This is a genomic window from Burkholderia sp. Ac-20384, assembly GCF_017104605.1.
Taxonomy (GTDB): Bacteria; Pseudomonadota; Gammaproteobacteria; order Burkholderiales; family Burkholderiaceae; genus Burkholderia; species Burkholderia lata.
In genome coordinates this window covers 1-15,430 of sequence record NZ_JAAGPE010000032.1, presented here as the reverse complement: position 1 = coordinate 15,430, position 15,430 = coordinate 1, and the positions used below count along the sequence as shown (strand labels likewise).

17 protein-coding genes are annotated in these 15,430 nt (G+C 66.3%); 10 read left to right on the top strand and 7 right to left on the bottom strand.

The window, feature by feature from the left end:
* Positions 1-186: 186 nt before the first annotated feature.
* The 4 genes from ldcA to G3O00_RS08755 all read right to left on the bottom strand — a co-directional run bounded on the left by ldcA (position 187) and on the right by G3O00_RS08755 (position 3,738).
* Entirely contained in the window at positions 187-1,125 is a 939-nt protein-coding gene (gene ldcA, locus G3O00_RS08770) for a muramoyltetrapeptide carboxypeptidase (RefSeq protein WP_011352415.1), read from the bottom strand.
* Between the two features lie 111 nt (positions 1,126-1,236).
* Positions 1,237-1,833 carry a tRNA adenosine(34) deaminase TadA gene (tadA, locus tag G3O00_RS08765; RefSeq protein WP_206142731.1) on the bottom strand — a complete coding sequence of 199 codons (597 nt, stop codon included), beginning with the start codon at positions 1,831-1,833 and terminating at the stop codon, positions 1,237-1,239.
* Entirely contained in the window at positions 1,830-2,231 is a 402-nt protein-coding gene (locus G3O00_RS08760; RefSeq protein ID WP_006478536.1) for a DnaJ family domain-containing protein, read from the bottom strand. Before G3O00_RS08760 ends, tadA begins: the two co-directional genes overlap by 4 nt.
* A 280-nt stretch (positions 2,232-2,511) precedes the next feature.
* Entirely contained in the window at positions 2,512-3,738 is a 1,227-nt protein-coding gene (locus G3O00_RS08755; protein WP_206142730.1) for an MFS transporter, read from the bottom strand.
* 323 nt (positions 3,739-4,061) lie between these two features.
* On the opposite strand from G3O00_RS08755, the gene G3O00_RS08750 reads away from it, so the two are divergent.
* The 8 genes from G3O00_RS08750 to G3O00_RS08715 all read left to right on the top strand — a co-directional run bounded on the left by G3O00_RS08750 (position 4,062) and on the right by G3O00_RS08715 (position 10,238).
* Positions 4,062-4,832, top strand: a complete 771-nt coding sequence (locus tag G3O00_RS08750; protein ID WP_206142729.1) for a GntR family transcriptional regulator — start codon at positions 4,062-4,064, stop codon at positions 4,830-4,832.
* Positions 4,829-6,568 carry a fumarate reductase/succinate dehydrogenase flavoprotein subunit gene (locus tag G3O00_RS08745; RefSeq protein WP_206142728.1) on the top strand — a complete coding sequence of 580 codons (1,740 nt, stop codon included), beginning with the start codon at positions 4,829-4,831 and terminating at the stop codon, positions 6,566-6,568. Before G3O00_RS08750 ends, G3O00_RS08745 begins: the two co-directional genes overlap by 4 nt.
* Before the next feature lie 10 nt (positions 6,569-6,578).
* Complete coding sequence (locus G3O00_RS08740; protein WP_206142727.1) at positions 6,579-6,824, top strand: ferredoxin family protein; 246 nt, start codon at positions 6,579-6,581, stop codon at positions 6,822-6,824.
* 31 nt (positions 6,825-6,855) lie between these two features.
* A complete protein-coding gene (locus tag G3O00_RS08735; RefSeq protein WP_206142726.1) occupies positions 6,856-7,851 on the top strand; it encodes a HEAT repeat domain-containing protein in 996 nt (331 codons plus the stop codon).
* Positions 7,848-8,135: a DUF971 domain-containing protein gene (locus tag G3O00_RS08730; protein ID WP_206142725.1), complete on the top strand. Its 288-nt coding sequence runs from the start codon at positions 7,848-7,850 to the stop codon at positions 8,133-8,135. The genes G3O00_RS08735 and G3O00_RS08730 overlap by 4 nt, the downstream gene beginning before the upstream one ends.
* Positions 8,136-8,232: 97 nt before the next feature.
* Entirely contained in the window at positions 8,233-9,117 is an 885-nt protein-coding gene (locus G3O00_RS08725; protein WP_206142724.1) for an NAD(P)-dependent oxidoreductase, read from the top strand.
* A gap of 51 nt (positions 9,118-9,168) precedes the next feature.
* On the top strand, positions 9,169-9,660 hold the full coding sequence (locus G3O00_RS08720) for an NUDIX hydrolase (protein WP_174930972.1): 492 nt from the start codon (positions 9,169-9,171) through the stop codon (positions 9,658-9,660).
* A 113-nt stretch (positions 9,661-9,773) separates the two neighbouring features.
* Positions 9,774-10,238: an acetyltransferase gene (locus G3O00_RS08715; RefSeq protein ID WP_174930973.1), complete on the top strand. Its 465-nt coding sequence runs from the start codon at positions 9,774-9,776 to the stop codon at positions 10,236-10,238.
* A 127-nt stretch (positions 10,239-10,365) separates the two neighbouring features.
* Here G3O00_RS08715 and G3O00_RS08710 read toward each other — a convergent pair whose 3' ends face one another.
* Complete coding sequence (locus G3O00_RS08710; protein ID WP_174930974.1) at positions 10,366-10,920, bottom strand: TetR/AcrR family transcriptional regulator; 555 nt, start codon at positions 10,918-10,920, stop codon at positions 10,366-10,368.
* Positions 10,921-11,013: 93 nt separating this feature from the next.
* Here G3O00_RS08710 and G3O00_RS08705 point away from each other — a divergent pair, with 93 nt between their 5' ends.
* Both G3O00_RS08705 and G3O00_RS08700 read left to right on the top strand, forming a co-directional pair.
* Complete coding sequence (locus tag G3O00_RS08705; protein WP_206142722.1) at positions 11,014-11,679, top strand: DJ-1/PfpI family protein; 666 nt, start codon at positions 11,014-11,016, stop codon at positions 11,677-11,679.
* 234 nt (positions 11,680-11,913) lie between these two features.
* The gene (locus tag G3O00_RS08700; protein WP_206142748.1) at positions 11,914-12,531 is read left to right on the top strand and encodes a 3'-5' exonuclease; all 618 of its coding nucleotides are present in this window, start codon (positions 11,914-11,916) and stop codon (positions 12,529-12,531) included.
* Between the two features lie 155 nt (positions 12,532-12,686).
* Here the strand turns inward: G3O00_RS08700 and G3O00_RS08695 are convergent, their stop codons facing one another.
* Together G3O00_RS08695 and guaA are read right to left on the bottom strand one after the other, a co-directional pair.
* Positions 12,687-12,980, bottom strand: coding sequence for a hypothetical protein (locus G3O00_RS08695; protein WP_174930976.1), 294 nt, complete (start codon positions 12,978-12,980; stop codon positions 12,687-12,689).
* Positions 12,981-13,526: 546 nt separating this feature from the next.
* Positions 13,527-15,146 (bottom strand): glutamine-hydrolyzing GMP synthase, encoded by a 1,620-nt coding sequence (gene guaA / locus G3O00_RS08690; RefSeq protein WP_174930977.1) that lies wholly within the window; start codon positions 15,144-15,146, stop codon positions 13,527-13,529.
* Positions 15,147-15,430 lie beyond the last annotated feature (284 nt).

Genomic DNA, 15,430 nt, shown 5'->3' with positions numbered 1-15,430 from the left:
ACGACAAGGCTGAGGCGTATGGCTGAGGCCATTCTCGTCGTATACCCTCCCGGCCATTTTGTTGACAAAACTGGCGCAAGATCTGGCGCAGACCCTGTTTGCGTCGACGAAAAATATAGACCGTTAGTTGCGCGTTTACATAAAGAAAAAGGCGGGAAACCCGCCTTTCGACCGACTGCGTCTGCCTCAACCGAGGTGCGGATAGTCCGACAAAGTGAGGCGGAAACCATGCGCGTTCGCGACCAGTTGCGCCTGCGCGCCGAACGGCAGCGTCAGCAGATCGGGCACGTGGCCGAACTGGAGCCCCGTCACGACCGGGATGCCGACCACCTCACGCACCTGGTCGATCATCGCCTGCATGTCGTAGCCGTTGTCGTACTCGAACGGCCGCGCGCCGGTGAACTGGCCGAGCACGAGCGCCTGCTGGCGCGCGAGCAGCCCCGACAGGTGCAGTTGGTAGATCATCCGTTCGATCCGGAACGGCTGCTCGTTCACGTCCTCGATGAACAGGATGCCGCCTTCGATGTCGGGCATGTACGGCGTGCCGACCAGCGACGTGAGGATCGCCAGGTTGCCGCCCCACAGCGTGCCCGTCACGTTCACGCTCTGCACCTGCGGCGCTTCGGCGATGATCGTCGTGCTCGGTTGCGTCAGCGTCTGCCAGAAGTGCTGCATCGTGAAATCGCTCGGCGTTTCCGCGCCGAAGTCGGCGGACAGCATCGGGCCGCCGAACGTCTTGATGCGCGCCTTCGCGTACAGCGCGAGCTGGAGCGCCGTGAAGTCGCTGTGGCCGACGAGCGCGACCGGCTGGTCGCGCAGCCTGCGCTCGAGCCCGCGATAGTCGAGCCCGTGCAGGATGCGCGCGGCGCCGTAGCCGCCGCGCACCGCGAGCGCGATGTCCGGCAGCGGCCGCTCGGGATCGGCAAGGCGGTTCAGGTCGCCTGCCCGCTCGCCGTCGGTGCCGCCGAACCGCTGGAAGCGCCGCTGCGTCGCTTCGATGTTCTCGATGCGGTGCTGTGCGGTGCTGAGGCGTTCGAGCGCGCGATTGATCGCGTCCGGGTCGTGCGGATAGCCGGACGGCGCAAGCAGGCGGATGGTGTAAGACGCGGCGGGCTGGAAGGACATGGCGAAGTGAGGTGTCGGGTCGTCAAACCTGCTTAGAGGGTCCGAACCGTCTCCGGTTCACGGAACCGTGCGCGCCCCGCTCGCACCGTGCGACGGGCGCGGCGGACGCGCCTATGACGCGCCGGATTCGGCGTCGCGGGCGAGCCGCGCTTCGCGCAGCGCGCGACGACGCTCGGCAAAGAACGACTTCAGCGCGGCGCCGCACTCGTCGGCGAGCACGCCGCCGGTCACTTCGGTATGGTGGTTCAGTTGCGGATTCGCGAACGCGTCGATCACGCTGCCGCACGCGCCCGTCTTCGGATCGGCGGCACCGTAGACGACCCGCGCGATGCGTGCATGCATGATCGCGCCCGCGCACATCAGGCACGGCTCGAGCGTCACGTACAGCTCGCAGCCGGGCATCCGGTAATTCTGCAGATGCTGCGCGGCCATGCGCAGCGCGGCCATTTCCGCGTGGGCCGACGGGTCGTGCCCGCCGATCGGATGATTGAAGCCGCGTGCGATCACTTCGTCGCCACACACGAGCACCGCCCCGACCGGCACTTCGCCGGCCGCGCGCGCCTCTTCGGCGGCAGCCTGCGCAAGACGCATGAAATGCAGGTCGCGCGCCGATACGGGCGCGGCTTCGGGAACGGGAGAATCGGCGGCGGGTTCGGCCGCCGGGGCGGCCGCCGACCCGGCTGCGTCGTGCAGCGCGTCGGACGTCACATCGGCCCCGCTTCGGCGGACGCTTCGTCGAGCCCGCGCTCGCACAGCCGCTCCGCGATGCGCCGGCAGTAGTCGCGCGGCATCACCATCGGGCCGCCGCGCAGCGATTCGAGCGCCATGTCGAGTGCGAGGATCTTCGCCTGCAGCCGGCACCGCGCGGCACGGTCGCTGACCGCCTGCACTTCGTCATGCAGGTTGCGCAGCGCGCGCAATTGCTCAACGGCCGGCGGCACGAAGCCCGCATTCTTCAGGATACGGTTGGCCACCCGCACCTCCTCGGGCACGAGCAGGTCGTCATCCAGCGCCTGCGGCGCGCCGGTACCCGGCAAATCGTCGAACTCGCCCCGCGCGGCGGCGGCGGCAATACGTTGTTCGACCAGGGCGTCAAGCAATCTCATCAGTCAATCGGAACAATGCGGCAGGCCGAATTCTAGCAGGGTGACGCGGGTATGACAGGCCCTTCGAATATATGCTCGATATTGCGTTTTTTAGGGGCCGAATCGCGGGGCATGCGAGCCGATCGGTCTCGTTTGCCGCTCTGCTGCGCCGCAGCGGGCTGTGGGCCGTTCGGGCACCCGCCAACGTGCACGGTGTCGGGCCCTGATTTTTTCTTCTGCAACGTGGACCAAACCGCGCCGATCCGGTGAAACGGAAGCCGCCCCCACCTCCGTCGCCGGGTCACGCGGTCACCGTTTCAGGTCGAGTTTTCACGAACGGGCGGAACATCGTCGCCATCAGGAACGCGCCGACGCCGATCGCGAACGAACCGACATACAGCCAGCCGTAGCTGCCGAACGTATCGACGATCAGGCCGCCGGCCACAGGGCCCGCGGCCATCCCGAGGCTGCCGGCCATCGCGCAGCCGCCGATCACGGTGCCCATCATCCGCAGTGGGAAGTTCTCGCGCGCCAGCACCGAATACAGCGGCATCACGCCCGCGTAGATGAAGCCGAACACGACCGCGACCGCGTAAAACCCGTCGAGCGTGCGCACGAAGTCATACCCGAGCGCACCGAGCGCCTGCGCGAACAGCCCGGCCACCAGCATGCGCTTCGCGCCGATGCGGTCGCCGAGGATCCCGAACGCGATCCGGCCGCCCATGCCGGCAAGCCCTTCGACGCTGTAGATCGACACCGCGACGATCAACGGGATCCCGCACGTCACCGCGTAGCTGACCGTATGGAAGATCGGGCCCGAATGCGTGGCACAGCAGAAGAAGTTGGTCAGCAGCAGCACGATGAACTGCGGCGAGCGCAGCGCATCCGCGACCGACATCGACATCGCCGCAGGCTCGCCGGCGGGCGCCGATACCGCTGGAGCCGCATGCTCGCCTTCTAGCGCGGGTGCCCGGCGCACCAGCAGCGACACCGGAATCATCACGGCGGCCGCCAGCGCCGCAATCAGCAGCATCGACGTGCGCCAGTCGCGCACCGACACGAGCCACGCGGCCAGCGGGGCCATCGTCATCGGCGCCATCCCCATGCCGGCCGACACGAGCGACACCGCAAGGCTGCGGTGCGTGTCGAACCAGCCCGTCACGCAGGCCATCATCGGCGCGAATATCGCAGCCGTCGCGCCGCCGACGGCGAGGCCGAATGTGAGCTGGAACGCGAGCAGCGACGGCGCGCGGCTCGCCAGCGCCAGGCTCGCCGACAGCAGGACGGCGCCCGTGATGACGACCGGACGCGTGCCGATGCGGTCCGACAGGCTGCCCCACGCCATGCTCGCGAAGGCCATCGCGATGAAGCCGACCGTCATCGCACCGGAAATACCGGTCATCGACCAGCCCGTGTCGCGCGCGATCGCACGCAGGAACACCGGCAACGAAAACATCGCGCCGATCGCGATGCAGCCCATCAGGCCGCCCGCGGCGACGATGACCCAGCGGTATCGGGAATCCGGCATGGGGTGCCTCCTTGTCGTGACGGCAATCCTCGGGAACCGGGTGCCACGTGCGTGGCGCAATACCCGGTCGACATGGATACGACGGGCGACGCATCGGGAAATCGACATGCGCGGCACACGCGCCGCTGCAATTTTCATTGTCCGCCGATCCGCTCTGCCCGCAACGGGCGGATCGGGCCGACCCCCCATGCCGGATCGTTCGTTCGGTCTGCCCCTTGTCGCCGCGCTTTTCCGGAATCGGAAAGTCGAAATCAGAAATAGTTGGTTGGGGCGTGCAATCGCGCTCACTACACTCGAGCGATCTTGTCATAACAAGTTGATCGATGACCTCCCCCAACATCGTGCCGCTGTCGGCGGCCCCACTCTACGTGCAGATCAAGGACACGCTGCGCGCGCGCATTCTCGACGGCACCCATGCGCCGCACAGCCGGATGCCGTCCGAGCACGAACTCTGCGCGATGTTCGACGTCAGTCGCATCACGGTGCGCCAGGCGCTCGGCGATCTGCAGAAGGAAGGACTGCTGTTCAAGCTGCACGGCAAGGGCACCTTCGTGTCGAAGCCGAAGGCGTTCCAGAACGTGACGTCGCTGCAGGGCTTCGCCGAGGCGATGTCGTCGATGGGGTACGAGATCGTCAACCAGGTGCGCAGCTTCCGCACCGTCAAGGCCGATCGCCATCTCGCGACGAAGCTGAACGTGCCCGAAGGTGCGCCGCTCGTCGAGATTCATCGCGTGCGGCTGCTGAATCGCGAGCCCGTGTCGCTTGAACAGACATGGGTGCCCGAAGCCGTCGGCAAGCGTCTCGCGGGCGCCGATCTCGCGACCCGCGACATTTTCCTGGTTCTGGAAAACGACTGCGGCATCCCGCTCGGCCATGCCGACGTGTCGATCGACGCGATCCTCGCCGACGACGAAATCGTCGATGCGCTGCACGTCGAGGAAAGCAGCCCCGTGCTGCGCATCGAGCGGCTCACGCATGACGCGGCGGGCGCACCGATCGACTACGAATACCTCTACTTCCGCGGCGACGCCTTCCAGTACCGGCTGCGCATCGACCGGCAGAAGCCGCGCAAACCTGCAAGGAAACAGCGATGACTACCCATGTGCTCGAATACGACATCGTCGTGGTCGGTGGCGGCACCGCCGGCCCGATGGCGGCGATCAAGGCGAAGGAGCGCGATCCGTCCCTGCGCGTGCTGCTGCTCGAAAAAGCCAACGTGAAGCGCAGCGGCGCGATCTCGATGGGGATGGACGGCCTGAACAACGCGGTGATCCCCGGGCACGCGACGCCCGAGCAGTACACGCGCGAGATCACGATCGCCAACGACGGGATCGTCGACCAGGAAGCCGTGTACGCGTATGCGGCGCACAGCTTCGCGACGATCGAGCAGCTCGACCGCTGGGGCGTGAAGTTCGAGAAGGACGGCACCGGCGACTACGCGGTGAAGAAGGTCCATCACATGGGCTCGTACGTGCTGCCGATGCCGGAAGGACACGACATCAAGAAGGTGCTGTACCGCCAGCTGAAGCGCGCACGCATCGCGATCACGAACCGGATTGTCGCGACGCGCGTGCTATCCGACGCGCAAGGCCGCGCGAGCGGCGTGCTCGGCTTCGACTGCCGCACCGCCGAGTTCCACGTGATCCGCGCGAAGGCCGTGATTCTCTGCTGCGGCGCGGCCGGCCGCCTCGGGCTACCGGCCTCGGGTTACCTGATGGGCACGTACGAGAATCCGACCAACGCAGGCGACGGCTATGCAATGGCGTATCACGCCGGTGCCGCGCTCGCGAATCTCGAATGCTTCCAGATCAACCCGCTGATCAAGGACTACAACGGCCCCGCGTGCGCGTACGTCACCGGCCCGCTCGGCGGCTTCACCGCGAACGGCAAGGGCGAACGCTTCATCGAATGCGATTACTGGAGCGGCCAGATGATGTGGGAGTTCTACCAGGAACTGCAAAGCGGCAACGGCCCCGTGTTCCTGAAGCTCGACCATCTCGCGGAAGAAACCATCCAGACGATCGAGCAGATCCTCCATACGAACGAGCGGCCGAGCCGTGGCCGCTTCCATGCGGGGCGCGGCACCGACTACCGCAGCCAGATGATCGAGATGCACATCTCCGAGATCGGTTTCTGCAGCGGCCACAGCGCATCGGGCGTGTACGTGAACGCACGCGCGGAGACGACGGTGCCCGGGCTCTACGCGGCCGGCGACATGGCGGCCGTCCCGCACAACTACATGCTCGGCGCATTCACGTACGGCTGGTTTGCCGGGCAGAATGCGGCCGACTACGTGGCTGGCCGAGAGCACGCGCCGGTGGACGACGAACAGGTCGCCGCCGAACGCACGCGCGTGCTTGCGCCGCTGCTACGCGATCGCGGCCTGGCCCCGGCGCAGGTCGAGTACAAGCTGCGCCGCATGGTGAACGACTATCTGCAACCGCCGAAGGTGACGCGCAAGATGGAAATCGGGCTGCAACGCTTTGACGCCATTACTGAGGATATCGAAGAGATCAAGGCGAGCCACCCGCACGAACTGATGCGCGCCGCCGAAGTGCGTGCGATTCGCGACTGCGCGGAAATGGCCGCGCGCGCGTCGCTGTTCCGCACCGAGAGCCGCTGGGGGCTGTACCACCATCGCGTCGACTTCCCGCATCGTAACGACGCCGATTGGTTCTGCCACACCTGGCTGCGCAAGGACGCCGACGGTGCGATGCGCAGCGAGAAGCGGCCGGTCGAACCGTACGTCGTGCCGCTTGCCGACGACGATCGCGCCGCCTACACGAATCTGCGCATCCGCGAACCGGCCGCGCTCGCGGCCGCCCTTTGAGGAACCCGCCATGCCCCATACCTCGCACGACATCTTCCTGCGCAGCAGCGCACCCGTCACGATCGACGAGACCCTGTGCATCGCCGACAAGGGCTGCACCGTCTGCGTCGACGTGTGCCCGCTCGACCTGCTTGCGATCGACGTGTCCAAAGGCAAGGCCTATATGCAGTTCGACGAATGCTGGTACTGCATGCCATGCGAGCGCGATTGCCCGACCGGCGCGGTCAAGGTCGACATCCCTTACCTGCTGCGCTGACCGCGCCCCTCAACGCCCTCTCCCGTCACCCATGACCGATTCCTCCTTCGCTGCCGCGTTGCCCCGCGTACACGCCCCCGACGAAGCCGCACTCGTCGCCCGCCTCGCCGCGCCCGATCCCGCCGTGCGCCGCGTCGCACTGTTCGAACTCGCCGATCTCGAGGACCCCGGGTTCGTGCCCGCTTTCATCGCCGCACTGCGCGACGATCCGTCGGCCGACGTACGCGGCGAAGCAGCCCGGGTGCTCGGTGCGTGGGAGCAGCCCGACGTCGTCGATGCACTCTGCGGTGCACTACTCGATCCGGACGACGACGTGCGCACCGCCGCGGCGCAAAGCCTGTCCGAACTGAAGGACGCGGCATCGGGCGCGGTGCTGTGTCGATGGGCCGCCCGGCCCGAGCCGATCGTGCGCCGCGCCGTGCTGCGCGGATTGCGCGAGTTGCGCGACCCCGATGCGTTCGCACCCGCGCTGCACGCGCTCGACGCCGAACACGCCGCGGTGCGCGCCGAAGCCGTGGCGGTGCTCGGCTGGCTCAAGGATCCGCGTGCGCTGCCGCCGCTCGCATGCATCGCGACCACCGATGCCGCAGCGGACGTGCGACGACTCGCGGTCGGCGCAATCGGTTTCGCGGCGCCCGACGATGCGCCCACCATCGACGCACTGTTCGTCGCGCTACGCGATCACGAATGGCAGGTGCGCGAGGAAGCGGCCACGACGCTCGGCAAGCTGCGCGTTGCGACCGCGCGCGCGCCCCTCGTCGCCGCGCTCGACGATGACTACTGGCAAGTGCGCTTGCGTGCCGCGCGTGCGCTCGGGCAACTGCGCGATGCGGCTGCGGCGCCTGGCGTCGTCGCGCTGCTGTCGCATGCGATCAGCAACCTGCGCAAGGAGGCCGCGCTTGCGCTCGGTGAATTGCGCGACCGCACGACATTGCCCGCACTGACGCACGCATTGGAGGATCACGATCCGGAAGTACGAAAAGCCGTACGGATCGCGATCCGGCAAATCGACGAGGCGCCGCGATGATCTCCCCGACCGAAATCGTGCTCGATCATCCGGCGCGGACGTTGACACTCAGCTGGCCGGACGGTCACACGCAACGCATCGGCTATGCACAATTGCGCGTTGATTGCCCGTGTGCGGAATGCCGAAAGATCCGGCTCGACGGCGGTCGTGTCGATGCGCGGCCCGACCTGACGCTGGACAGCCTCGAAGCAGCCGGCTACGGCATCCGCGCGGTGTTCGGCGACGGTCATGCCCGCGGCATCTATCCGTGGCCGTATCTGGCGGACATGACGGCACGGTCGTGACGTGGCGCGCGCAGGTGCGCGGACGAAATAGCGGGCGTGCGGAAACGCTGCGATACTGACGCCCACGATCGTCTCCACCCACCGTGGGAGCCAGAACATGCAAACCGCAGTCGGATTCATCGGCCTCGGCGTGATGGGCACGCCGATGGCGCTCAATCTTGCGCGGGCCGGCACGCCGCTCGTCGTGTGGAGCCGGTCGCACGGCAGCGATGATGCACTGCGCGACGCCGGCGCGCGCGTGGCCGAGCACATCGACGACGTGTTCGCGACCTGCCGCACCGTGATCCTGATGCTCGCGAACGACGCGGCGATCGACGCCGCCCTCGCGCGCGGCACGCCCGGTTTCGCCGCCCGTGTCGGCGAGCACACCATCGTGAACATGGGCACGAACGCCCCCGAGTATTCGCGCGCGCTGGCCGATGACATCGCTGCCGCGTCGGGCCGTTACGTCGAAGCGCCCGTGTCGGGGTCGCGCAAGCCGGCCGAAGCCGGGCAACTCGTCGTGATGCTCGCCGGCGCACCGGACGACGTCGACGCCGTCCGCGCGCTCGTGAAACCGCTGTGCCGCGACAGCTTCGTGTGCGGCGACGTCCCGTCGGCGCTGACGATGAAGCTCGCCGTGAACCTGTTCCTGATCACGATGGTCACCGGCCTGACCGAAGCCACGCATTTCGCGCAACGCCACGGCATCGATCTCGCCCGCTTCGCCGACGTGCTGAACGCGGGCCCGATGGCGAGCGACGTGTCGCGCGTGAAGCTCGGCAAACTCGTCACCGCGGATTTCTCGGTGCAGGCCGCGATCACCGACGTGCTGAAGAATGCACGCCTCGTCGCCGAAGCCGCACGCGGCATCGGCATCGCGTCGCCGCTGCTCGACATCTGCCATGCGCTGTACGGCGAGACCGAGCGGGCCGGACATGGCGCGGACGACATGGTCGCCGTGATCCGCGCGATCGAGCAGCGCACCGACGACGCGCGATGAAACGTCGCTGGCCGCCCCACTCACTCGAACGCACCCGCGCGTAGATCCATCATGTCCGATTCGCCCCGCCCACCGACCGACGTCACTGCTTCTGTCCGCCCGGTTCCTGCCGTGATCGGCATCGTCCTGCGGGAGCGCGACGTGCTGCTGGTACGCCGCGCCAATCCGCCCGATGCAGGCTACTGGGGCTTTCCTGGCGGCAAGATCGAAGCGGGGGAATCGATTGCGAACGCGGTCGTGCGCGAGATCGCCGAGGAGGCCACCGTCGACGTCGAGGCGCTCGACGCCTTTACCGCGCTGGATGCGTTCGATTACGATGCTGGCGGCGACGTGCGTCAGCATTTCGTCATGGTCGCGGTGCTGTGCCGATGGTTGCGCGGCACGCCTGCTGCCGGCGACGATGCGCTCGACGCGCGCTGGTTCGATCTCGCCGAGCTCGATCGCGATGATTTGCCGATGAGCGCAGGCGTTCGCGATGTCGCACGACGCGCGATCGAGCGTGCGGCGGACCTTGGCGACGCGCGGCGCCCGGCCAGTTCTTGAATACCCGAAACGCCGCCGTCTTTCTCGCAGCCCTTGCGAGCAGCCCGATCGGGGCCATGACGGCGTCGGCTAGCCGCCGAACTTCCCATTACAAATCAAAAACGGGCCAAACCATGATCAGAATTCGCAAGTCCACCCAGGCCGACGGCGCACGCGTGCTGGATATCTGGCGCAACGCGGTCGACGCCACGCACCACTTCCTGAGCGACGACGACCGTCGCGCGATCGAATCCGAAGTCGTCGCGTTCCTGCCCGGTGCACCGCTCGACCTCGCCGTCGACGATACCGACCGCGCGATCGGCTTCATGCTGCTCGATGGCAGTCACATGGAGGCGCTGTTCGTCGATCCCGCTCACCATGGCGCGGGTGTCGGGCGCCTGCTCGTGGAAGAGGCACTCGAGCGTCATCCCGACCTGTCGACCGACGTCAACGAACAGAACGAATCGGCAGCGGGATTCTATGAGCGGCTCGGCTTCGAGCGCACCGGGCGATCGGCGCTCGATGGACAAGGGCGCGCCTATCCGCTGATTCACCTGCGCTATCGCGCTGCGCCGCCGTCATCGCCGCAGCACGCATGACCGTCGCCGGCGCGGGGTATCGCGCCGCGCTCCACGTCATGCGCACCGGGCACGCGAACACGGCTGCCCGATACCGGGCCCGCTCCACGCATGCCGCATGCACACCGGTACGCGGCCACGTGACACGTCATGCGCGACGCATCGGCAGCACGCGTTCGGCCATTGCAACCGCGCGCTGCATGAAGCCGTTGAACCGGCCGGCGTCGCGCCGCAGCCCGGCCTGTTGTCCGCCGATCAGGCACATGTGCACGGCCTGCCCGACGATCTCCGCCTCGCCCGACGTACGCACCAGCCGGCGCGACGTCTCGATCGCAAACGCGAGCCGCGCCGCGTCGACACGCTGCTGGAATTCCGCGACGAGCGGATCGTGCAGAGCCCATGCGCGGATCGCGATTTCACGCCCGGGCCGCTTCTCGGCCGCAATGCGCAGATAGCGCGCCAGCGTGTCGCCGGCACCGCGGCCGCCCGCCGCATAAGCAAGCATGCGCGCGGTGTAGTCGTCTTCCCACGCGGTCAGCAAGGTCGTGACGAAGTCCTCGCGATTGCGGAAGTGGTGATAGAACGATCCGCGGGTCACGTTCAGCCGTCGCGCGAGGCTCTCGGCCGAAATACCCGCATACCCTTCCCCGTCGAGGGCGTCGAAGCCCGCTGCAATCCAGTCGTTTCGCGTCAGTGTGCTCATCGTCATCGCCATACAGGCTGTGTATGTTGCGGCATGGACAGATAGGCTGCGGACTCTATCACGGCCGCCGCTTCCGGCTGCGCGCCACTCAGCATGGAGTCCACCTTGAAAGACATCGCGCTTGTCGCATTCGACCGCTTCACCGACATCGACCTGTTCCTGATGTGGGACATTCTCGGCCGCAACCACCGGGACTGGCGCGTCCGGATTCTGGGCGCACAAACGGTGCTGCATTCCGCCCATGGCCTGGCCATCCCGACGCACGGTCCGCTCGCCGACGCCAATCACGCCGACGCGATCCTCTTTTCGAGCGGCAAGGAGGGCGTACCGGCCGCACTCGCCCATCCGGATTTCCTGCCATCGTTCAATCTCGATCCCGAACGCCAGCTTGTCGGGTCGATCTGCGGCGGGGCCTTCATTCTCGAGCGGCTCGGGCTGCTGCCGCAGCGCCGCGCCACGACGCATCCCGACGCGCGAAAGGGGTTGCAGGCACTCGAGCTGGACGTCCCGGAGCAGCCGCTGGTGTGCCACGGCAATGTCGCGACCGCGGGCGGATGCCTTGCATCGGTCTATCTGACAGGATGGCTGGTGGAATCGCTGTTCGACGCGGACAAGCGCCGCGAGACGCTGCTGCCCGTGCTGCCTGCCGGGCAACGGGAGATTTACGAGGATCTGATCGAGTTCAGCATCAAGCAGGGAGCGGGACAAGCCGCAGGCCCGATCCGGATGGTTGAAGGTGAAACCGGGCTTGCGGCGTGACGCGCGGACCCATGCGCGGCCGATAGTCGGCAGCCAGCACCCTGTTGCATCGTCGTGCGTGCTGCCGAGCCTGCGGCGGACCGCGACGTATTCGCGGGCGGCCCGGATCATCGATCGGGCCGGCATTCGCCGCACGGATGGCCGTTTCCCGGGCTGAACGAGCCTGTCGCGGGCCTGGAGATGCTACCCTCTCGGCCACTCTAACGACACCGCGTGAAGCAACAGGATTCAACCATGCAAACCGTTGCGGTACTGGACTTCGAAACAACCGGACTGTCGCCGAATATGGGCGACCGAGCGACCGAAATCGCCGTCATCCTGCTCCGGGACGGACAAGTCGTCGACCGTTTCCAGAGTCTGATGAATGCAGGCAGACGGATACCGTCGGATGTCGTCGCGCTGACGGGCATCACCAACGAGATGATCGCAGCGGCGCCGCCGGCGTCGAACGTCATGAAGGAAGCCGCGGCGTTCGTCGGCAAGCATGCCGTCGTCGCCCACAACGCCGGTTTCGACAAACGGTTCTGGCAGTCAGAGCTCGGGATTCTCGGCATGTCGGCAGAGCATGCCTTTGCGTGCACGATGCTCGTGGCGCGACGTATCTACCCGGATGCCCAGAGTCACCGCTTGTCGAGCCTGGTGGATATGCTGCGGTTGCCCAAGTCGGGCCGTGCACACCGGGCGATGGTCGATGCCGAGATGGCTGGTCACCTGTGGTGCCGGTTGCAGCATGACATTGCGCGGACTTACGGGCTGAATCGCATCGATCACGCGCTCATGACGCGTGTGCAGGCCACGGCCAAGGCAAAAGTGCCGACGTACCTGCGTTCGCTCGTGGGCTCGCACGCGTGAACAGCCGAGTCACGATGGTTCTGACTCGCGCAATCCATTGATGCAAAACGGCTTGGCAACCTGCCAAGCCGTTTGCTTGTCGCGACAATCTTCCAGTTGATTCCGTCGTGCCCTGCCACCAGGCTGACCAACTGAGTCGCGACTTATTTTTCGTACTATGCAAGGCCGATAAGGAGCACCTTGAGGGCACCGCCGTGCTTGAGGTCGCCCAGATAGGCCACGACCTTCTGCTTCTGTCCAAGCGCTGTGAGCGCGTTTCCGATCTGGATCAGCAACGCCGTGTTCGAGGCATTCACGTAAAACGAATTCCCGCCCTCGTTGTTGAGCATGAAAGGAAGGTTATCCTGATTGTCCCAATAACCCAGCTGAATTGACTCGACGTCTACCCGTTTCAAATCGTCCGCCTGCTCCGCGAACTTCTGAATTTCGCTGACATTTTCGTTCGACATGACAATTTCTCCTGCAGTGAGTTGAAAGAAAGCCGAAAACCAGGGTCGTACAGACTGAATCTGACTTGCGCGCATCACGCATCGATAACGTTCATCACCCTCTCCGCGGTGGCTTGGATCCGCCATCCACGAAGCGTCCTGCCGGGAAGAAATTAGGCTGAGCGCGCGGAGCAATCAATTACACTCGATTACACTCGCGGCGAAATTGGGGAGTGGCAGCACGTCGTTTTACGACGCCGCCATCGAGCGGCGTCGCTACGCACGCGGACGCTGTTTCAGATCCGCACCGTTTGCGCCGCAATGGATTGCGGGTTCCGATCGAGCACGGCATGGCGCAGTCGATACGCGGAGCCGCTCGTTGAACGAGCGCGGAAATGGAGGCATCCGCGACACCTGATGGCGCACGAATGTTGTCGGTGTGTTCCAGTCGATGAAACACGCAATCCGCGCAATGCTCCAATCCGGCCAAAAACAAAAAAGCCCGCTGTGAAGCGGGCTTTGATGTGTTCTGCTGTCAGGGCGTACCGGCACGTGCCGGACGTCCAGTTACTCCCACTCGATCGTCGCCGGCGGCTTGCCCGAGATGTCATACACCACACGGTTGATCCCGCGCACCTCGTTGATGATCCGGTTCGACGCGCGGCCGAGCAGCGCGTACGGCAGATGCGCCCAGTGTGCGGTCATGAAGTCGGTCGTCTGCACCGCGCGCAGCGACGTCACGTAGTCGTACGTGCGGCCATCGCCCATCACGCCCACCGACTTGACCGGCAGGAACACCGCGAACGCCTGGCTCGTCAGGTCGTACCAGCTCTTGCCGACATCGGCTTCGCCGCACAGGCCGGCAGCCGCATCGTGCGCGGTCGCGGTCGTGTTGCGCAGTTCCTCGATGAAGATCGCGTCCGCGCGGCGCAGCAGATCCGCGAACTCGCGCTTCACTTCGCCGAGAATCCGCACGCCGAGGCCCGGGCCCGGGAACGGATGGCGGTACACCATCTCCGGCGGCAGGCCGAGCGCGACGCCCAGCTCGCGCACTTCGTCCTTGAACAGGTCGCGCAGCGGCTCGAGCAGCTTGAGCCCGAGCGTTTCCGGCAGGCCGCCGACGTTGTGGTGGCTCTTGATCGTCGTTGCCTTCTTCGTCTTCGTGCCGCCCGATTCCACCACGTCCGGGTAGATCGTGCCCTGCGCGAGCCACTTCGCCTTCGACAGCTTCTGCGCCTCGGCCTGGAACACCTCGACGAACTCGCGGCCGATGATCTTGCGCTTCGCTTCCGGATCGGTCACGCCGGCCAGGTGGCCGAGGAACTGCTCGGATGCGTCGACGTGCACGACCTTCGCATGCAGGCGCCCCTCGAACATGTCGAGCACCATCTTGCCTTCGTTCAGGCGCAGCAGGCCGTGGTCGACGAACACGCAGGTGAGCTGGTCACCGATCGCGCGATGGATCAGCGCGGCCGCGACGCTCGAATCGACACCGCCCGACAGGCCGAGAATCACTTCCTCGTCACCGACCTGCTCGCGGATCTTCGCGACGGCTTCCTCGATGTGGTTCTTCATGATCCAGTCGGGCTTCGCGCCGGCGATCTGCAGCACGAAGCGCTCGATGATCTGGCGGCCCTTCACCGTGTGCGTGACTTCCGGATGGAACTGCACCGCGTAGTAGCCGCGTGCCTCGTCGGCCATGCCGGCGATCGGGCAGCTCGGCGTCGACGCCATCAGCGCGAAGCCCGGCGGCAGCTCGGCAACCTTGTCGCCGTGGCTCATCCAGACCTTCAGCATCCCGTGGCCTTCGTCCGTCTTGAAGTCCTCGATGCCGTCGAGCAGGCGCGTATGGCCGTGCGCGCGCATTTCCGCGTAACCGAATTCGCGGTGGTCGCTCCACTCGACCTTGCCGCCGAGCTGCACGGCCATCGTCTGCATGCCGTAGCAGATGCCGAGCACCGGCACGCCGAGATCCCACACAGCCTGCGGCGCGCGCAGCTGATGGTCTTCGTAGGTGCTCGCGTGGCTGCCCGACAGGATCACCGCCTTCGGCGCGAACTCGCGGACGAAGTCGTCGGACACATCGTTCGGATGGATTTCGCAGTAGACGTGCGCTTCGCGCACGCGTCGCGCAATCAGTTGGGTGACTTGCGAACCGAAGTCGAGAATCAGGATTTTGTCGTGCATGGCTGCGGACGGGATGAAGAGAATAAGAAAAGCAGCGCATCATTTGCATCATGCGCTGCGTCAATAGCATGGACAACGGCGTCGGGCGGAAGGCAGCACGCTCGACGCATGGCCGGTCATTCCTGCATCGGCGGGCGCTCGTCGAGTGCGACGGTGCCAGACGACGATTGGCCGGATGCGGCCGGTGACGACGCTGCAGCGGGCGCTGCGGGACGGCTGACGACGGGCTCGACACGCTGCGGTGCCGGCGACGACGCACGCGCCGTCGCCGGCTCGGCCGGACA